We start from the raw sequence: 18,245 nt of genomic DNA, 5'->3' as shown, positions 1-18,245 counted from the left end.
GCATGAGCAAATACGACTATGACCTGATCATTGTCGGGTCCGGCCCTTCCGGTCGTTCGGCGGCGATTCAGGCAGGCAAGTTGAAACGCCGGGTGCTGGTTATCGACCGCAAGGATCGGTTGGGTGGGGTCTCGGTCCATACCGGGACCATCCCGTCAAAAACCCTCCGCGAGACAGTGCTGAACCTGTCTGGCTGGCGCGAGCGCAGCTTTTACGGGCGCTCGTACCGGGTAAAGGATCAGATCCGGGCCGAAGACCTCAAGGCTCGGCTGCACATGACGCTGGACCATGAGGTCGATGTGCTGGAACATCAGTTCAACCGGAACCACGTGGAAACCTTAAATGGTCTGGCAAGATTTGTCGGTCCCCACGAGATTGAGGTTGCAACCGACGCAGGCGAAACCACACGTCTGTCCGCCGCAAAGTTCCTGATCGCCACCGGAACCAAGACCTATCGTCCCGATTATGTGCCCTTCAACGGGAAGACCATCGTCGATGGCGATGATTTTCTGGAGATGGCCGAGATACCGCGCTCGCTATGCGTGATCGGGGCCGGTGTAATCGGTGTGGAATATGCCACGATGTTTTCCGCGCTTGATGTACGTGTCACCCTGATTGAACCCCGTGAGACGTTTCTGGATTTCATCGACAGCCGGCTGATCCACGACTTTACCCACCAAATCCGCGAAAACGGCGTGGATTTGCGGCTGGGCTCTGCCGTTGAAAAGATCGAAGATGGAGGTAGCCACGTAGAAGTGACGCTCGAGAATGGACGGCATGTCCGGGCCGAGATGTTGCTGTTTGCCGCCGGGCGGATGGGCGCGACCTCGGCCTTGAATCTGGATGCTGTCGGGCTGACAACCGATCACCGCAACCGGATTGAGGTCGATCGCAAGACCTATCAGACAGCGGTACCGCATATCTATGCGACCGGAGATGTAATCGGACATCCCTCGCTGGCATCAACCTCGCTGCAGCAGGGGCGCGTGGCGGCATGTCACGCGTTGGAGACCCCGACCCTGCCGGAAAGCCCCTGGTACCCTTACGGCATCTATTCGGTGCCCGAGATATCCACCTGCGGCATGTCCGAAGAAGAGTTACAGGAGCGCGATATCCCTTACGAGGTTGGCGTCGCGCGATTCCGCGAAACTTCTCGCGGGCATATCATGGGGTTGGAACATGGCATGTTGAAGATGCTGTTTTCGCTGAAAACCCGCCGGGTTCTTGGTGTGCAGATCGTAGGCGAAGGCGCGACTGAGCTGATCCATATCGCACAGGCTGTATTGAACCTGAAAGGCACAGTGGATTATTTCGTTCAAAACACATTCAACTACCCGACCTTGGCCGAGGCCTATAAGATCGCTGGTCTGGATGCGTTCAATCGGATGCCCATCCCTGAGGAGTTCAAGGTCAAGAAGAAGCCTGCCGAGAAACAGGCAAAGAAAGCGTGACAACCCTGTACATAGACGCAGATGCCTGTCCAGTGAAGGCCGAGGCCGAGCGTGTAGCGACCCGACATAAGATTCCGATGGCTCTGGTATCGAACGGTGGCCTGAGGCCTTCGGCCAATCCTCTGGTACAGGTTGTGATCGTGTCCGCAGGTGCGGATGAGGCCGATAAATGGATCGCAGAGCGTTGTGGTACAGGGGACGTGGTTGTGACCTCAGACATTCCTTTAGCCGCGAAATGTGTTGAAGCAGGTGCGCGTGTATTACGTCACAACGGCGAGGCCTTTACCGCCGCCAATATTGGTCAGCAACTGGCGATGCGCGACCTGATGGCAGACCTGCGTTCGGCAAACCCTCTGGGCGCAGGGGGCGGTGGCAAGCCTTTTGGCAAGGCCGATAGGTCCCGGTTTTTGGATGCGTTGGAACGGGAATTGCGGGCGGCACTAAGGGCGTGACCCTCCCGCCCGTCTCAGACGCATCAGAGATGCGTCCCCTCCGGTTGGGCCGGGCAGCGCTGCGCGCTGCAGTTCCTGTCTTGAAAAGCGCAGCAAGGATTGATTCAGTCAGCCCTAGCAGAGATTCTAAGAAGGATTATTCATGCCAATAGAAGCGGTGGTTTTCGACATCGGGAATGTCCTGATAGAATGGCAGCCAGAACGGTTCTACGATGCGGTTATTGGTGAAGACCGTCGCCGGGCCATGTTTGCCGAGGTTGACCTGCATGGAATGAATGATCTGGTTGATCAGGGGCATCACTTCACGGACACCATCTATGATTGGGCCGAGAAATATCCCGAATGGCGCGATGAAATCCGGATGTGGCACGACAAATGGATCGAATTGGCCACGCCAGAAATTCCCCACTCGGTACGGCTGCAACGTGCGTTGCGCGCCAGAGGCACCCCGGTCTTTGCGCTGACAAATTTCGGTGTGCAGAATTTTGACTATGCCACCACGGTCTATCCGTTCCTCAACGAGTTTGACCGGCTGTATGTTTCGGGTCGCATGCAGACCGTGAAACCGCATGTCCCTATTTACGAGATGGTCGAAGCCGATTGTGGTCTGGCGCCTGAGGCGTTGTTGTTCACCGACGACCGGATCGACAATATCGAAACGGCGCAGGCGCGAGGCTGGCAAACGCATCATTTTGAGGGCCCGCAAGGATGGGCCGACCGGTTGGTGGCTGAGGGGCTTTTGACCCGCGAAGACGCGCGATAGATCAGGCCGCGACGGGTTGTGTGCGGTTCTCGCGGATGGGCAGGTGAACGATGGCGCTGAAGGCGCCGATGGCCACGCCGATCCACCAGACAAAGGTGTAATCTCCGTACTGATCATACATGCGGCCGCCTAGCCAGACGCCAAGAAAACTGCCGACCTGATGGCTGAAGAAGATGATGCCGTAAAGCGTACCCATGTAGCGCAACCCGTACAAATGTGCGACAAGCCCCGAGGTCAGTGGAACCGTTGCCAGCCAGAGCGAACCCATGACCAATGAGAATACAACGACCGTGATTGGCGTGATCGGCAGGATAATGAAAGCCGCCGCTGTAAGCGTGCGGGCGGCATAAATAGAGGCCAGAAGGTATTTCTTGGGAAAGTGCATTCCGGCCCACCCCGCCAGCAATGTCCCTCCGATATTGGCCAACCCGATCAATGAAATCGACACAGCCCCTAAGGCGGAAGTTGTCGTTATACCAATGGAATGCAGTATTCCACCCGGCTGAATCGGGCCGCACATTTCGGTAACGAAAGCGGGAAAATGCGCTGTGATAAAGCCAAGCTGATAACCACAGCTGAAAAATCCCAGGAAAATCAGGGTATAAGACGGGTCCCGAAAGGCCTTGCCCAGAATCTGGCCCATGTTCTCTTCGATTTCGGCTTTGGTTGCGGCTTGGGGCGCGCGCATGAAGGGCAGAGTCAAGACCAGTGCCAGGATGGCAACGGCAAACACGATGAAAACCTGTTGCCAGGGCATAAAAGACAAAAGCCATTCCGCCGTTGGAGCACCCAAAACCTGGCCAAAGCTTCCTGCCGCTGTCACGACGGCCAGAGACATAGAGCGGTTATGATCAGAGGACGCCCGTCCAACTACGGCAAGCACGACACCAAACCCCGTGCCGGCAATCCCAAAGCCCACAAGCCAGGCGTACATCTGATGCTCGAACGGGGTAACGGACCACGCCGACAACACCATGCCCGCTGCATAGGTCAATGCCCCGAGCACAATCGCACGGCGATCCCCCACCTTCTCGGCGATGGCGGCAAAAATGGGTTGCCCAATTCCCCAAGCGAGATTCTGGATCGCAATCGCCATCGAAAAATCGGTGCGCAGCCAGCCGAATTCAGTCGCAATGGGGATCTGGAATACGCCAAAGGATGCCCGCACCGCAAAACTGACTGCGATAATGATGCAGCCGACGATCAAGATCGGGTTTAGCAGGCGCGCGTGTTGGGGCATTGAATCCTCGGGATGGCAGAGCCGCGACGGTACGCAAATTTGTACCGTGGTCAATTCAGGAGTTTTGACGCCGCGGATAAGCAAAATTGATGCATCTTCCAAATGCCTTCTTTTCAACGCCCTGAGGTGAAGGTATCCCTCGGGATATGTCAGATTTGATATCGATTTACGAGGCACGCATCGCCGATGACACTTTGACGCGGGACGATGCGCAAGAGGCTGTCCTTCCGCATTTCGAACGCATTCGCGCGGCCTTGGCTATTCCGGTCAAGCGTGGTTTCTTTCGCAAGGCACCCCCGCCGCCCCAGGGACTTTATCTGTGGGGCGGAGTTGGTCGTGGCAAGTCGATGTTGATGGATATGTTTGTCGACGCGCTTGGCGACATCCCCGCCCGTCGCGTCCATTTTCATGCTTTCATGCAGGAAATCCACGCGGGAATGCACAAAGCTCGTAAGGACGGAGTTGAGGATGCGCTTGCACCGGTCGCGGACTCGGTTGTTAAATCCGTAAAACTGCTGGCATTTGACGAGATGCAGATCACCGATATCACCGATGCGATGATCGTCGGGCGGCTGTTTGATCTTTTGCATGCTGGCGGGGTCGTGGTCATCACCACATCCAACCGGCACCCGGACGAATTGTACAAGAACGGCTTGAACCGCCAGCTCTTTTTGCCATTCATCGCGCATATCAAGGAACAGCTTCAGATATGGGAGCTGGTCTCGCCCACTGATTACCGACAGAACCGTCTTGAAGGTGCGCCAGTCTATTTCACGCCGATCGGCCCCGAGGCTCGACAGAATATCCGATCCGTCTGGAACGATCTCGCGGGCGGTGCGGCGGAACCGCTGGTGTTGCAGGTAAATGGCCGTGCTGTCGAATTGCCGGCCTTTCGGAACGGGATAGCCCGAGCAAGCTTCTATGATCTGTGCGGACGGATGCTGGGCCCTGCAGATTATCTGGCCGTTGCCGAGGCGGTCAAAGTTCTGGTTCTGGAGGACATCCCGCGCCTGTCCCGGAATAATTTCAATGAGGCCAAGCGTTTTGTGACGTTGATTGACGCCTTGTATGAGGCGCGGGTTCGCCTGATCTGTTCGGCGGCCGCAGAGCCCGAGATGTTGTATGTCGAGGGTGAAGGGACGTTCGAGTTCGAACGCACTGCCTCGCGACTGCGCGAGATGCAAGCCGAAGATTGGGGGGCATAGGGGCGCTGCCCAGTCACGTTTTGCGCGCCTTCACCAAGGTATTTCCGCCGGGTGAAGACCTATCCGTTTTCGCGTAGAATGTTGCCTGCCAAATAGAGTGATCCGCAAATCAGGATACGGGCCTGAGGGTCTTGGTCTGTGATTTTCTGCAGGGCCGCGGATACACTCTCTGCTGTGTCGGCTTTCATGCCAACCTGGTCAGCAGCCTGCGCCGTATCTTCAGCGCTAAGCGTCGCGGCCTCACCCGGTATCGACACTGCGGTCAGGCTTTGAGCCTGCGTGGCAAGCGGTGCAAGATAGCCAGTAACATCTTTGGTGTTGAGCATTCCGCAGATCAAATGTGTCGGAGATTGTGGTAATTTTCTCAGCACTTCAGCAAGCGCAATTCCCGCGGCGGCATTGTGCCCACCATCCAGCCACAGCTCGGCCTGTGCGGCCTGTTCAACAAGCGGGCCGGATTTCAGACGTTGCATCCGTGCTGGCCACTCGGCCTTGGTAACGGCGGCCTCATAGGCCTGATCACCAAGTTCAAGATGGCGCAATACCGCTATTGCCGCACCCGCATTCTGAATCTGATGTGCGCCAAGCAGGTTGGGCAGCGGCAGATCCCGCAGCCCGATTTCGTCCTGATACACAAGACGTCCGTTTTCCTCGGTCACATGCCAGTGCTGACCGTGTACCAGCAATGGGGCGCCCAAACGGGCCGCTGTATATTCGATGACCTCAAGCGCTTCGTCCTGCTGTGGGCCGACGATACAAGGGACGCCCGGCTTGATGATCCCGGCTTTTTCGGCTGCGATCTTGCCCAACGTGTCGCCTAGAAACTGTTCATGGTCGATGGAAACCGGCGTGATAACCGTCACGGCGGGTTCGTGCACTACGTTTGTTGCATCCAGGCGCCCGCCAAGGCCGACCTCAAGCAAGGTATAATCAGCCTGTTTGCGGGCAAAGGCCAGCAGGGCCGCACAGGTCGTAATCTCGAAATAGGTGATGTTCTCACCACCATTGGCGGCATAGCACTCATCAAGGACGTTTGTCAGTTCGGCTTCCGAAATCAACTCACCTGCCAGCCGAATACGCTCGTGAAACCGGGCAAGATGCGGAGAGGTATAGGCGTGAACCGTTTTCCCCGCCCCTTCCATACCGGCGCGGATCATAGCCTGCGTAGACCCCTTGCCATTTGTCCCTGCGATATGAACGACCGGAGGCAATTTGGTCTGAGGGTTTTCCAGCGCGGCAAGCAAACGCCACACCCGATCCAGCGTCAGGTCAATGATCTTGGGATGCAGCGCCATCATCCGATCAAGGATGACGTCTGACGATGGCGAAGTCATTCCTGATCCGCGTCTTTCTCTGGGGCTTCGGGGGTGGGCGCGGGCAAATCACCTTTGACCGCAGGAGGCTGATTCATCAGCATGCGGGTAATCGTGATCAATTCGTCACGCATTTCGGTACGCTTCGTTACCCGGTCCAGCATTCCGTGGTCCAGCAGGTATTCTGCGCGCTGAAATCCTTCGGGCAGCTTTTCCCGAATGGTCTGTTCGATCACGCGCGGGCCTGCAAAGCAGATTAGCGCATTGGGTTCCGAGATATGGACGTCGCCCAGCATCGCATAAGAAGCGGTCACGCCTCCGGTGGTAGGATGGGTGAGTACAACGATATAGGGCAGTTTTGCCTCTTTCAGCATCTCAACCGCCACGGTGGTTCGCGGCATCTGCATCAAGCTCAGGATGCCTTCCTGCATTCGCGCGCCACCCGCTGCCGAGAACAGGATCAGCGGGCGTTTCAACTTCACTGCCTCTTGCGCCGCCGCAATGATGGCATTGCCGACATACATACCCATCGAGCCGCCCATGAACGAGAAATCCTGGGCCGCTGCCACGATCGGCGTACGTCCGATATCACCTTTGGCGACCAGCATCGCCTCTTGCTCGCCAGTTTTCTTCTGCGCTGCTTTCATTCGGTCGGGGTATCTCTTCTGGTCCCGGAACTGCAGCGGATCATCTTTGGGAGCGGGAACATCGACCTCGGTAAATATACCACCGTCAAACAGGTGCCCGAACCGGTCGCGCGGAGTGATCGCCATATGATGATCACATTGGGTGCAGACATTCTGGTTTTCCGCCAATTCGCGGTGGAACAGCATCGTGCCGCATTCGTCACACTTGTGCCAAAGGTTTTCCGGGACTTCCCGGCGTGAGAAGATCGAATTAATCCGGGGACGGACGTAGTTTGTGATCCAGTTCATGTCGGAACCTTGCTAGTACGGCGTTGACGTCACATAAGACGCTACGGAAAGAATTGCAATCAGCGCCTGAGCGCAAGGCGCGCGATAAACCAGCTGACAATCATCACGGCAAAATCCACATATAACCATTGCCGCAATGTCAGAGTATCGGTCATATCAAAGGGCAGTACAAATAAGGCAAGACCGCTGAGGGTGTCAGGTAGCGAGACAAACAAGAGCGCTATGACATTGTTGAAAAAATGCAGCGCTATGGCCGGGCCCAGGGTTCCCGCCCGCGCGGTCAAATCCGCAGCCAAAAGTCCAAACAGACCAGTCCACAGCACCAGCAACTCTGCATTGCCGCCCGCCGCATCGGGCGAATAGTGCCCCACCGCGAATAGAAGCGACGGTACCCCCATCCAGATGATCGGAGAACGGAATCGCGCCGCCAGGCTTTGCTGCATATATCCGCGGAAAAGCAGCTCCTCCGCACTGATTTGGACAAACACAGCCAATAGCGACAGAGGCAGGAATACCAGCCAAACCGAAAAGGACAGGTTTTGAACAAGCGGCGCGTCCATAATGACGTGCGGCACGGTTACGATAACCACGCCAAGCACCATCAGGGCGCGCAGCACAAGCCAGAACTGTCTGGCCGCTTTGCCCCGAGTCCCTAAAATAGAACCCAGGGACCGTTTCTGAAACTGTCGCGCTGCGGTCCACACACCAAATGTGACAAACCCAAAGCTTGACAGCAGGATCACCATCGAGATCGGGGTCGAGCCGTTCATCAACCCGCTGGCCCATTCCTGCGGTCCGGCCACGGTTACGACTGCAAACAGGATCAGATTGAAGACGGTTGCAACGACTACGATTGTTGCCAGGCCGGCCAGCAGGCGCCACAGCTGTGGTTTGTCGCGTGCGTCGGCGACCAGTTGCTCATGCGGGGCGTAAGAGGGCGCGCGGATTTCAGACATTCTGGTGGGAACTTTCGGTCTGGTCCTCATCATCGAAGAACAAGGTCGATGCTTTGGTGGCGTTGATCTTTTCCGAAATGGTTGTCAGGTATCCGGCAACTGTTTCAAGCAACTGAACCGCAACGCTTGCATCGCTTTCGATCACCGCGCGCAGTTCCACTGCACCAATCCGCAGGAATGAACAGTTTTCGCCTGCCACAAGATCCAACTGTCTGGTCTCACCGGTGATAACAGACAGGTCACCGATCAGGCGCCCGGGTTCAATGACAGATATGGACCGGGTCGAACCGTCTTCTTCGTGCCACATAAGCTTCGCATGACCCGAAATGCACAGATAGGCCGCATCCGGCGCCTGCCCACGAGAGAAAATGACCTGACCAGCGGCAGCATCATACCACTGCGCCGAAAACGCCAGCAATCTCTGGTTGCGACCGTCGATATTGGCAAAAAGCGGAGTTGACGAGATAATCTTCAGCTTTCGGCTGAGGTCAGCGGTGGTGCCGGATTCTTGTTCGAGCTGCGTTTTCGAGACACCGTCAATGCGGCCATCCTTGATTTCAACAAACAGATCATAGGCCTCGGGATGGGCGAAACTGTCCTCCATGAAAATCATGATGGAATCGGGCAGCAGTTCGCGCAGTTTCAACCGGGTGCGTAAACGGCTCTCAGAGTCATGGCTGGCCAACGCTTTATCCAGGATTAGCAAATCCGGCCGTTTAATCCCGGCGCGCGAGAAGGCAATTCGTTCCTGAAAGACGGTTGTCAGATTGTTCCCACCCAGCCCTGCGGACAGATCATAGACGATGGCCGCTGCCTGTCTACGCAGACCTGCAGCATTGATCACTTCGGCAACCACATCCTCTATCTCGTCAGCATGAGCACCCGCCGTCACAGACACCCGCCCGAAAAGCGCATTTTCCATAACTGTCATACGCGCGATGTATGTGTCCGGTGTGACCGGTACAAATATCTCTTGCAGGCTTCCGCGTAGCCTCTCGCCCTGTTCAGTGCGGATTTTCAGAATCTTCTGTTTGTATTCATCCGGGAAATCAGGGCCAATCTGTTCGGCGGTCAGCAGGAACGGAACGGTCAGAAGAAAGGCGTGTTCGCGCTGCGACAGCTCGTCCACTCCTTTTGCCTTGCGCTTGTCTTCGATTGCCAGCAGCCGGTGGAACATATCCTTGCTCAAGCCCAGGCGCAGGAACAGCGGATGGTCGGTTCCGTCCCGCCCAAAAGCATGGCTAAGCGTTTCCAGAACAGCGCTTGAGATACTCAGCGCGTCGTCATCAAGCTCATGTGTACGCAGCATTTGCATGAACCGATTATCGCCGGCCAGAATGTCCGGCGAGATTTCTTGCGACGGTGCTGCATAAAGAAGGTTGCCACCCAAAGGCACAGTTGGGTTGAACCTGTCCGGATCGAACCGGTAGACAAAGCGGTCCAGATCTTTTTCCACCAACTTGTCATGGATGGGGCCACGGAGGTCGATGATATTTTGCACAAACTCGGGATGCTGATCCGGATTCAACTGGCTGCGCAGGGTGCGGCGGAACATGAATTCATCCGTTCCCATCGCCTCGACCAGCTTGAACCACCAATCCTGGATGTCGTCAGTGTTGTTGAGCCCGGCCAGACCGGGATCAATCCATTCATCTGACAGCGAATCCACCGAGTTCCCCGCTCGCGCGGCCTCGATCTGGCGGCGGCTAGGGGCCCTGGCGGCGTCGGCTTCATGCTGAGGGCGTGTTTTCAGGGGCATCATCAAGTTGTCCCCAATCGACCCATCAAACAGATATGGTCGAGAATAGGCATATCCGATCCGCGCCGCGATGACGGATTGGTGCAAAGATTGGATGTCATGCCCGGCAATCGTGACGTCGCCCTGAACCGGCAGCAATTCGCGGGTCAGCAGCTGAGCCAATGCCCCTCTTTCGGCCGCATTCGAGGATTTGATGGCCACGCGGGCCCCTTTGGGTATGACGAGGTCTATATCCTCGAGAACAGTTTTCCCATCGTTATCCCGAACGGTAATATTCTGCAGCTTGATCTCGCCAGTCAGATGCGGAATGGAATCAGGCTCGCCCTCAAACAGCTCTTCGGGCACCATGTTGTCGGGCGCGAAGCGTTCGGTCACGATTTCCCACCGCAACGACATGTCCTGAACCTGATTGTAATAGGTCAGCAGATCCTTCCAAGGTCCGCTAAGATCCTTATATGCTCCCAGTGCCGCCACCAGCGCGCCCACTGTTACCTCGCCCGTGATCGCCAGGTATCCGCCCACCGAATAAAACAGAAACGGGGTCATCTGAGTGATCAGATTGTTGAGAAACTTCATGAAGAACTTTTTGTTATAGATCTTGAATCGGATCTCGAACAAAGTTCCCAAACGATGGCTGAACTGGGCCAATCTGTGCCGCCAGCCTCCGTTGGTGCGCAGATCACTGATCCCGGCTGCGCTTTCGCCGATTTCTGAGCTCAAGCGCCTAACTTCCTGGATTCGGTCTTTGTTCAACAGGTTGATCTGGCGCTGCAATTTTGGAATCAACCAAGCCTGCAGCGGAATCAGCGCAATACTTGCAAGACCAAACCACACGCTTTGCATGAACAGAAACGTCACAATGGTCATCATCTGACCAAACTGGAATACAGGTTGTGCGATCGCATCTCCCATCAGGCCGCCCATCGGTTCAGCCTCGGACGTGATCATCGACACCAACTCGCCCTGACTGGTGGTGGCAAAATAGGATTTCGGGAACCGCAGAGTTCGGTGGATCAGCGTGTACCTCAGTCGGCGTAACATGCGTTCGGCCAACACACCTTTCATCGTGTTGATCCGCATTTTCATCAGACCGCTGGCGATGACCGTCGCCAGAAAGGCCAGACACAGAATCAACAAATACTGCACCTGCGTCACCGTAACTCCTAAGAAAGTTACCGAGCTGCCTGGTGCACCAATCGCATCGTTAATGATCTGCTTGGGCAGCTCCAATGATGCATAGAGGAAGGGAAAAGAAAACAATGTCAGCAGCAACAATACCAGTTGCTGTTTCTTGGAATGCTTCCAGATGAATGCGAATAGAGTGGGTTCCATGCCCCGTCTTTGCCTCGGAAATATTGCTATAGGGTTGTAACGGATGGTCCACTGCAATCAGGTGTCAGACGGTACGCACTGACCGGGTCGATTGCAAGAACGGCGCCCTCCGTAACAGGTCACAACTTTGCTGCCTAGCCAAAAGCGTGTTCACATTTTCGGTAATTTACCGACGCTATGATGCAAATCGGCTTTATCCTCGGGTGGATATCCGACAAAAGATGTGTGGAGCAATAGATTGGGATCATGGGCAAGCTACTGGATCGCTATATTCACCGCAAAGCACTTACGCGCTGGCAGCGGGACGCCCGGGCAGCGCCCGAAGCTGTGCTTTCTGAATTGCGGCTGCAGCGTGATGATGCACGTCGCTTGCGATCCGAGCTGGATGCGCTGATCCTTCAGGCCAACAGCCGCCTTACACGGCCTGTGGCGGGATCAACCCATTTCCCGAAACCGTTGGGCACCGACTGGAGCTGGAGGCCCGAGCTGTGGCGCTATCCTCAGCCCCGCCCCGGTGTCGCCTCGGCCCCGCGTAAGGCACGTATCAACGATGAGGCAACGCTGTTTCACGACTGTCCGCGCCAGGAAATCAGCACGCGCCAGATCCGGAACACGCGCAAGCATGATCTGTCACCGTTCAGCTTGGCGGTCGAGGTTTTCGGGTTCGAGGGATCATTTCTCTCTCTCTCTATCGAGCTTCCACAAGAGGCTGTGCAAGGGCTGACGCAGCAGCATCTGATCCGAGTCGATTGCCATATTGAGGCCGAACGCCCACAGGAATTGTTCGCGCGGCTCAATATTCGACACGGCCCAAACGCCGAACAGGTTCTGCGCAAACTTGATCCCACTGGTCCTTCAAACAGCGTGGATTTTGATCTTGCACATTTACCACTGAATGAACGCCGCATGGACAAAGTCTGGCTGGATATCATTCTGGATAATCCTCGGATGAACCGGATAGTGTTGCAGGACCTGACCGTCTGTCGTCACCATCGCGCCGATTTATGAGAACCCAGCCATGACTAATCTGATACTCACATCACTGGGCCTGGAAAATGGCACCTGGATGGGCCACCTGCAGGCCGATACGCAGCCCGAGATCAGCGTGTCCTACCGTGGTGACGCGCTGGATGAGGTTCACCTGTCACCAGCCGACACCGGATGGGAGCTTCGTGTACAGGTGCCTGATGTGGCCCTGTCTGACGGGGTCCACAGTTTTGTAATCTCAGATTCCGTTTCAGGGCTTAAACTGGGCGGGTTCTCGATCATTGCAGGAAACGCCGCCGCCGATGACCTGCGCGCCGAACTGGACCTGATGCGAGCAGAGCTTGATATGCTAAAACGAGTCTTTCGCCGGTCTCAGTAGGCGGTAGAAGGTCGGACGAAGTGCGTGCCTATAATTCAGGCGTCATTGTCCGCTTACTGTTGGCCATGACCCGATCACATCGAAGAATCATCAATTACCAATGAGGGTTGAAATTTTTCTTTCGGCAGGAGCTTGAAGCGCGTTTCGCCCATTGAGGCCCCAAGCATCCGGTCGCACCGAAATGTCCTTGGTTCGTTTCTCAGACGGTCGATCGCAACGACGTACCAAATGGGATACTTCAACAAGAGATACTGAGGCTCAATTTGCCGGTTGGAAATAACACCGTCTTCTCTTTGATATCGCAGCTCCAAGACCTTCTGATCGACGAAAGCCTGATGAACCGCTTGCACAATCCTTTTTGGTGGGGCGCTCGCGCTGGCTTGAACATAAGTCGAAGCCGTGACGCCTATGAGAATACGGGACTTGAGCTGGTTCACCTTTTTGCGTTTCTCGGGTGAAAACGAGGCCACAAGCTGCCGCCTTACCGATGCCAAGTTCGCAAGCAACATTGGTGATTTCATCTGCTCTGCGACAGCGATACTGATTAGCAGATCGACCGCCTCAGCGTATGTCAGGTTCATGCGACCAACGCCCCAGTTGCGGTCGAGGCGCACACCTCCTCCACGACCGCGATCAGCGTCTATCTGCATGCCTTGGTCCCGCATAAGCACAAGGTCGCGGGCTATCGTGCGCATACTGACACCATGCTGTTGCGCCAAGTCTCTAACCGTACAATGGGCATCTTGCTTGAGTTGAACCGCAAGCAATTCCAATCGCCTCAGTCTGTTGTGTGTATTAGCCCGTGCCATGAATCAAATAAGACATAAAATGGCACATTAGTCGATATAGCTTGGGTCACTGAAACCAATGCCTGACGCAGGCCACTCACTTGCAGGAGCTAAATCGATGAAAATGAATTACTTTGTTGTCGGAACGAATGACATGGCAGCTGCAAGAACCTTCTACGACACACTGTTTTCGCAATCGGGTCTCCAAAGCATGTCGCCTTCAGAAAGAATGACTTACTGGCTTGGAAAGGATTTTGCCTTCGCCGTGGCCAAACCCTTCGACACGTTGCCGGCCACCAACGGTAATGGAACGATGGTTGGATTTTGCGTTGGTGGCGAAGCAGAAGTCAGAAGGCTGCACGCTTTAGCCACAGATCTCGGGGGTGATTGTGAGGGGGCCCCCAACCAACGCGGGCCAAAGTTCTCTGCATACGTTCGAGACCTGGATGGAAACAAGATGTGTTTTTCTGACTAGCTTTTCACAGAGCGGACGTTGGTTGGGAGACAACATAGGTGGCATCGGGCTCTAATCAGCCACCTTACCTCGATCGGCAGCGGCCCCATCAGGAAAAGGGCCGCCTGTCAGGCGGCCCGGTTTCTTTATTGCGATGGCCCGTCCGGGTTGAAGGCTGACAGCCCCTTGAGGATGTCGATGGCATAGGCCAGCTGGTAATCCTCTTCCCGCAATTCGGCGGTGGCTTCGGCCTTGGCCCTATCTTCTTCGATCTGGCGGATTTCATCCTCGCTCAGGCTGTCATTGTTCAGACTGCCACGCAGATCGGCCTCAGAACGGGTGTTCCCATTGGCCTCTTCTTCCTCGGTCTCCGGGGCTGGGCGGGGCTGTTCAACGATGATGTCGGGGCTGACACCAAGCGCCTGAATAGACCGGCCCGACGGCGTGTAGTAGCGCGACGTGGTCAAACGCATCGCGCCATCGCTCCGCAGTGGCATGACAGTCTGGACCGAGCCTTTGCCGAAACTTTTGGTTCCCACAACGATTGCTCGGCGATGATCCTGCAGCGCGCCGGCTACAATCTCGGATGCCGAGGCGGACCCGCCATTGATCAGCACGACAATCGGCTTTCCTTCTGCCAGATCACCCACTGTTGCGTTGAAACGCTCACCATCGCTTGGATCGCGGCCACGGGTTGATACGATCTCACCCTCGTTTAGGAATGCGTCCGAAACCTTGATTGCCTGTGTCAGCAGACCACCGGGATTGTTGCGCAGGTCCAGAACGACACCATTCACCTTGTCGATCCCTCCGGCCTCTTCGATCTGCTCGGCCAGACCTTCCTGCAAGTTGGGATAGGTTTGGTCGTTAAAGGTGGTCACACGCAGAACCACACTGGTCCCTTCGGTGCGCGCGCGTACTGCCGTCAGTTTGATTGTGTCGCGGATGATAGGCACGTCAAAAGGTTCCTGTTCACCCTCGCGGACAACGGTGATCACGATTTCCGAGCCCACCGGCCCGCGCATCAGATCGACCGCTTTGTCCAGGGTCAGGCCCAGTATGCTTTCGCCATCGACATGGGTGATGAAATCTCCGGCTTCGATCCCGGCCTCATCCGCAGGCGTATCGTCGATCGGCGAGACAACTTTGACAAAGCCCTCTTCCTGCGTGACTTCGATACCCAGACCGCCAAACTCGCCACGGGTCTGGACCCGCATTTGTTCGGCATCATCCGGCGACAGATAGCTGGAATGCGGATCCAGCGAGGTCAGCATACCGTCAATGGCCGCCTCAATCAGGTCTTCGGGCTCAACCTCTTCGACATATTGCGCGCGGATGCGTTCGAAAATATCGCCAAACAGATCCAGCTGTTCATAGACACTGGCCTTGTTTTCGGCTTCTTGGGCAAGCAACGGACCGGCGATCTGCGTCGTTACAATCAGGCCTGCAATAGTTCCAGCCAAACCGGCCATCACAAATTTCTTCATACTCGTTTATCCATCCTTGTCGGTCCGAAACCACGATTCCGGGTCCACGGGGCTGTTATCCTGTCTTACCTCTATATAGAGCGTTTCTGACCGGTCAGTTCCAGTGCCATCACTGCTTGTTGACAAAATTGCGCCGATTTCCTTCGATTCTGCAGGCATCAATCCGACTGGCGTCCCCCGGGGAATCACCTGACCGGCTTCTCCGTAGACCTCTTGTAGCCCGGAAAAGACAAATAGAAGCCCCGGTTGCGGCTCGAGGATCACCAGATTCCCCAACTCCAGTAGTGGCCCGCGATACCGTATCGTGGCCGCCGTTGGCGAGGTGACTATTGCGCGCGGTCGGGTGCCCAATACGATACCAGGGCGTTTGACACCGGCCGCATCGGTTTCATTTGCCCGGTGCAGGATGATGCCCTGCGTCGGCAGCGCAATTTGACCCTTGATACTTGATATATCCGCATCCGTTTCGGCGATTTGCCCTTCGGAGATCTGGGAAAGCCCGCTGGCAAAACCGTCAAGCGTTTCAGTCGATGAGATCAGGATCGCTGTGCGGATCGGGTCCTCGACAAAGCGGCGCGGCAAATCCGTTCGGTCTGCGATGGCGGTGCTGAGCTGGGTGCGGGCATTCTGAACGCCGGTCAAGCCCTCGACCAAGGTTTCCGAGGCGCTTTGCTGCAACAATCGCAGCGTGCGCACTTCTTGAAGATCACGCGCAAGAGACTGCGCTTTTGCGTTCAGACCCGGCGTAACCTCGGACAGCATCATACCGGCCCGGGCCGAGCCCAACGGCCCTGACGGGTGTAGCATCAGAACCGGAGGCGCCGTAGTTTCGATCGTTTGCAATACGCCCAACAGCTGTGCCACGTCCTTTTCTCGACTGCGCAATTCGGCTGTTAGCTGGGCTTCGCGTGTTGCCGCCCGTCGTAGGCCATCGCGCATGGCCGACAGACCCGCCTCATACGCCTGTATGGTTTCGGTCAGGGCACGGACCCGGTCGCGGGCGCTTTCGGCCTCGGTCAACGATACTGATGCCTGCTCAAGCATCTGCGCTGCATTCAATGCAGCGGTCGCGGGGTCGGTCTGGGCAACCGCCCTGGATGCAAAGAAAATCGCCAGAAGCAGCGCACGAAGCGTCATGAAAGCAGGCTCTTTCCAGTCATTTCAGGGGGCTGATCCAACACCATCAGTTTCAGCAGTGTGGGCGCCAGATCGGACAGGCGACCATCCCGCAAGGATACCCCTGCTGGTCCCCCGACTAACGCCACGGGCACGGGGTTCAGCGTATGGGCTGTATGCGGCCCGCCGGTTTCGGGATCGACCATCATCTCGCAATTTCCATGATCGGCCGTTACAATCATTGCGCCCCCCACTTTTTCCAACGCGGCGACCACTTGCGCCAGCCCTTGATCCACAGCCTCACAGGCGCGGATTGCCGCTTGCAGGTCGCCGGTATGCCCAACCATATCCGGATTGGCATAGTTGGTTATGATCAGATCATAGCCCGCCCCGATGGCTTCGACGAATTTTGCGGTTACTTCGGCCGATGACATCTCGGGTTGCAGGTCGTAGGTCGCCACTTTGGGCGATTTAGGCATAAAGCGGTCTTCGTTCGCCTCAGGCACTTCCTTGCCGCCATTGAGGAAGAAGGTCACATGCGGGTACTTCTCAGTCTCGGCCAGTCGGAACTGGCTGAGCCCATTTATTGCCACCCATTCGCCCAGTGTATTGATGATGTCACGTTTGGGGAAAACAGTGGTCATATAAGCGCTGTGCCCGTCGGAATATTCGACCATGCCCAGCAGGGCTGAAAGCTGTGGGCGCGGGCCGGTGTCGAAATCATCAAAGCCGGGTTCGCCAATCGCCCGCAGAATCTCGCGGGCCCGGTCGGCGCGGAAGTTGAGGCAGAAGAACCCGTCTCCGTCTTTGATGCCGTGATAGCCGTCGAGGACGGTCGGAACGATGAACTCGTCCGTTTCCGACTGCTGATAGGCCTGATCCACGGCATTGCGCGCCGAAACAGCGCTGCGCCCTTTCCCCTTGATCATTGCACCATAGGCTTCGCTAACACGTTCCCATCGGTTGTCGCGGTCCATGGCAAAATAGCGCCCGCAGACCGAGGCAACACGGGCGCCGTCGGGCAAGCGCTCCTCAAGCTCTGTGATATAGGTCAGCGCTGATTTCGGGGCCACATCCCGGCCATCCGTAACCGCGTGCAAGGCAACGGGCACACCAGAATCCGTTACCGCCTTTGCCGCAGCAATGATATGGTTCAGGTGGCCATGCACTCCCCCGTCCGAGACCACCCCCAACAGATGTGCGGTGCCACCTGCAGCCTTTACCTTACCGATAAAGTTCTGCAGCGCGGAGTTGGCAAAGAAAGAACCGTCCTCAATCGCCAGATCAATCTGGCCCAAATCCATCGCAACAACGCGGCCAGCCCCAATATTTGTGTGACCGACTTCGGAATTGCCCATCTGACCACTTGGTAGACCAACATCCGGACCATGGGTGATCAGCTTGGCGTGTGGGCCCTTGGCCATGATCGCATCAAATGTTGGCGTGTCGGCAAGGTAAGGCGCATTGGCCTCGGTGTCCTCGGACAGGCCCCAGCCATCAAGAATACACAGGACGACGGGTTTCGGGGCGGTCATTTCGGCTCTCCGGGTTTGCTGCTCTTGGTTGGTCTTGTATCGCCTGCCCCGCGCAGGGTGAACCGCCTTTTGCCCTGATCAGTCAGAATTCAT

Annotated in this window: 16 protein-coding genes; 7 read left to right on the top strand and 9 right to left on the bottom strand. The window is 56.3% G+C overall.

Translation table 11 applies throughout. The features are described 5' to 3' along the window. The first annotated feature begins 2 nt into the window (after nt 1-2). The 3 genes from sthA (at nt 3) to AC2FFF_RS09805 (ending at nt 2,666) form a co-directional block, all read left to right on the top strand. Nucleotides 3-1,451 carry a Si-specific NAD(P)(+) transhydrogenase gene (sthA, locus tag AC2FFF_RS09815; RefSeq protein ID WP_142636327.1) on the top strand — a complete coding sequence of 483 codons (1,449 nt, stop codon included), beginning with the start codon at nt 3-5 and terminating at the stop codon, nt 1,449-1,451. Beyond that, a complete protein-coding gene (locus tag AC2FFF_RS09810) occupies nt 1,448-1,903 on the top strand; it encodes a YaiI/YqxD family protein (protein ID WP_281972917.1) in 456 nt (151 codons plus the stop codon). The genes sthA and AC2FFF_RS09810 overlap by 4 nt, the downstream gene beginning before the upstream one ends. Before the next feature lie 142 nt (nt 1,904-2,045). Beyond that, complete coding sequence (locus AC2FFF_RS09805; RefSeq protein WP_281972916.1) at nt 2,046-2,666, top strand: HAD family hydrolase; 621 nt, start codon at nt 2,046-2,048, stop codon at nt 2,664-2,666. A 1-nt stretch (nt 2,667) separates the two neighbouring features. Here the strand turns inward: AC2FFF_RS09805 and AC2FFF_RS09800 are convergent, their stop codons facing one another. Beyond that, nucleotides 2,668-3,906, bottom strand: a complete 1,239-nt coding sequence (locus AC2FFF_RS09800; RefSeq protein WP_281972915.1) for an MFS transporter — start codon at nt 3,904-3,906, stop codon at nt 2,668-2,670. A gap of 146 nt (nt 3,907-4,052) precedes the next feature. Between AC2FFF_RS09800 and zapE the strand changes: the two genes are divergently transcribed. After that, entirely contained in the window at nt 4,053-5,111 is a 1,059-nt protein-coding gene (zapE, locus tag AC2FFF_RS09795; RefSeq protein WP_281972914.1) for a cell division protein ZapE, read from the top strand. A 59-nt stretch (nt 5,112-5,170) separates the two neighbouring features. On the opposite strand, the gene AC2FFF_RS09790 is transcribed toward zapE, so the two are convergent. The 4 genes from AC2FFF_RS09790 to AC2FFF_RS09775 are packed head-to-tail and all read right to left on the bottom strand — an operon-like array spanning nt 5,171 to nt 11,406. Further along, nucleotides 5,171-6,445 carry a bifunctional folylpolyglutamate synthase/dihydrofolate synthase gene (locus tag AC2FFF_RS09790; RefSeq protein ID WP_281972913.1) on the bottom strand — a complete coding sequence of 425 codons (1,275 nt, stop codon included), beginning with the start codon at nt 6,443-6,445 and terminating at the stop codon, nt 5,171-5,173. Continuing rightward, nucleotides 6,442-7,359 (bottom strand): acetyl-CoA carboxylase, carboxyltransferase subunit beta, encoded by a 918-nt coding sequence (gene accD, locus AC2FFF_RS09785; protein WP_142636339.1) that lies wholly within the window; start codon nt 7,357-7,359, stop codon nt 6,442-6,444. Before accD ends, AC2FFF_RS09790 begins: the two co-directional genes overlap by 4 nt. A gap of 59 nt (nt 7,360-7,418) precedes the next feature. After that, complete coding sequence (locus AC2FFF_RS09780) at nt 7,419-8,315, bottom strand: CPBP family intramembrane glutamic endopeptidase (protein WP_142636342.1); 897 nt, start codon at nt 8,313-8,315, stop codon at nt 7,419-7,421. Then, complete coding sequence (locus AC2FFF_RS09775) at nt 8,308-11,406, bottom strand: ABC transporter transmembrane domain-containing protein (protein WP_496696985.1); 3,099 nt, start codon at nt 11,404-11,406, stop codon at nt 8,308-8,310. The genes AC2FFF_RS09780 and AC2FFF_RS09775 overlap by 8 nt, the downstream gene beginning before the upstream one ends. A 246-nt stretch (nt 11,407-11,652) precedes the next feature. Between AC2FFF_RS09775 and AC2FFF_RS09770 the strand changes: the two genes are divergently transcribed. Next, the gene (locus AC2FFF_RS09770; RefSeq protein WP_271948884.1) at nt 11,653-12,414 is read left to right on the top strand and encodes a DUF6478 family protein; all 762 of its coding nucleotides are present in this window, start codon (nt 11,653-11,655) and stop codon (nt 12,412-12,414) included. A gap of 10 nt (nt 12,415-12,424) precedes the next feature. Next, complete coding sequence (locus tag AC2FFF_RS09765; protein ID WP_271948886.1) at nt 12,425-12,772, top strand: hypothetical protein; 348 nt, start codon at nt 12,425-12,427, stop codon at nt 12,770-12,772. A gap of 74 nt (nt 12,773-12,846) precedes the next feature. Here the strand turns inward: AC2FFF_RS09765 and AC2FFF_RS09760 are convergent, their stop codons facing one another. Further along, complete coding sequence (locus AC2FFF_RS09760) at nt 12,847-13,545, bottom strand: helix-turn-helix transcriptional regulator (RefSeq protein ID WP_271948888.1); 699 nt, start codon at nt 13,543-13,545, stop codon at nt 12,847-12,849. A 133-nt stretch (nt 13,546-13,678) separates the two neighbouring features. Here AC2FFF_RS09760 and AC2FFF_RS09755 point away from each other — a divergent pair, with 133 nt between their 5' ends. Continuing rightward, a complete protein-coding gene (locus tag AC2FFF_RS09755) occupies nt 13,679-14,035 on the top strand; it encodes a VOC family protein (RefSeq protein ID WP_142636355.1) in 357 nt (118 codons plus the stop codon). Nucleotides 14,036-14,160: 125 nt separating this feature from the next. Here the strand turns inward: AC2FFF_RS09755 and AC2FFF_RS09750 are convergent, their stop codons facing one another. Genes AC2FFF_RS09750 through gpmI form a run of 3 tightly spaced genes read right to left on the bottom strand, consistent with a single transcriptional unit; the run spans nt 14,161 to nt 18,152 of the window. Further along, complete coding sequence (locus AC2FFF_RS09750) at nt 14,161-15,501, bottom strand: S41 family peptidase (RefSeq protein ID WP_142636359.1); 1,341 nt, start codon at nt 15,499-15,501, stop codon at nt 14,161-14,163. Between the two features lie 6 nt (nt 15,502-15,507). Further along, nucleotides 15,508-16,638 carry a murein hydrolase activator EnvC family protein gene (locus tag AC2FFF_RS09745; protein ID WP_281972910.1) on the bottom strand — a complete coding sequence of 377 codons (1,131 nt, stop codon included), beginning with the start codon at nt 16,636-16,638 and terminating at the stop codon, nt 15,508-15,510. Then, nucleotides 16,635-18,152 (bottom strand): 2,3-bisphosphoglycerate-independent phosphoglycerate mutase, encoded by a 1,518-nt coding sequence (gpmI, locus tag AC2FFF_RS09740; RefSeq protein WP_281972909.1) that lies wholly within the window; start codon nt 18,150-18,152, stop codon nt 16,635-16,637. The genes AC2FFF_RS09745 and gpmI overlap by 4 nt, the downstream gene beginning before the upstream one ends. Nucleotides 18,153-18,245: the final 93 nt, after the last annotated feature.

It is taken from the genome of Ruegeria sp. YTSA226, assembly GCF_059609905.1.
The sequence above is the reverse complement of the archived record's forward strand: the minus strand, read 5'-3'. Positions and strand labels throughout refer to the sequence as shown.

Bases quoted from the DNA above. Each gene is read 5' to 3' on its own strand.
- AC2FFF_RS09755 (WP_142636355.1), top strand. From the start codon at position 13,679: ATGAAAATGAATTACTTTGTTGTCGGAACGAATGACATGGCAGCTGCA.
- AC2FFF_RS09800 (WP_281972915.1), bottom strand. From the start codon at position 3,906: ATGCCCCAACACGCGCGCCTGCTAAACCCGATCTTGATCGTCGGCTGC.
- AC2FFF_RS09770 (WP_271948884.1), top strand. From the start codon at position 11,653: ATGGGCAAGCTACTGGATCGCTATATTCACCGCAAAGCACTTACGCGC.
- AC2FFF_RS09780 (WP_142636342.1), bottom strand. From the start codon at position 8,315: ATGTCTGAAATCCGCGCGCCCTCTTACGCCCCGCATGAGCAACTGGTC.
- sthA (WP_142636327.1), top strand. From the start codon at position 3: ATGAGCAAATACGACTATGACCTGATCATTGTCGGGTCCGGCCCTTCC.
- AC2FFF_RS09775 (WP_496696985.1), bottom strand. From the start codon at position 11,406: ATGGAACCCACTCTATTCGCATTCATCTGGAAGCATTCCAAGAAACAG.
- AC2FFF_RS09745 (WP_281972910.1), bottom strand. From the start codon at position 16,638: ATGACGCTTCGTGCGCTGCTTCTGGCGATTTTCTTTGCATCCAGGGCG.
- zapE (WP_281972914.1), top strand. From the start codon at position 4,053: ATGTCAGATTTGATATCGATTTACGAGGCACGCATCGCCGATGACACT.
- gpmI (WP_281972909.1), bottom strand. From the start codon at position 18,152: ATGACCGCCCCGAAACCCGTCGTCCTGTGTATTCTTGATGGCTGGGGC.
- AC2FFF_RS09790 (WP_281972913.1), bottom strand. From the start codon at position 6,445: ATGACTTCGCCATCGTCAGACGTCATCCTTGATCGGATGATGGCGCTG.
- AC2FFF_RS09805 (WP_281972916.1), top strand. From the start codon at position 2,046: ATGCCAATAGAAGCGGTGGTTTTCGACATCGGGAATGTCCTGATAGAA.
- AC2FFF_RS09750 (WP_142636359.1), bottom strand. From the start codon at position 15,501: ATGAAGAAATTTGTGATGGCCGGTTTGGCTGGAACTATTGCAGGCCTG.
- accD (WP_142636339.1), bottom strand. From the start codon at position 7,359: ATGAACTGGATCACAAACTACGTCCGTCCCCGGATTAATTCGATCTTC.
- AC2FFF_RS09765 (WP_271948886.1), top strand. From the start codon at position 12,425: ATGACTAATCTGATACTCACATCACTGGGCCTGGAAAATGGCACCTGG.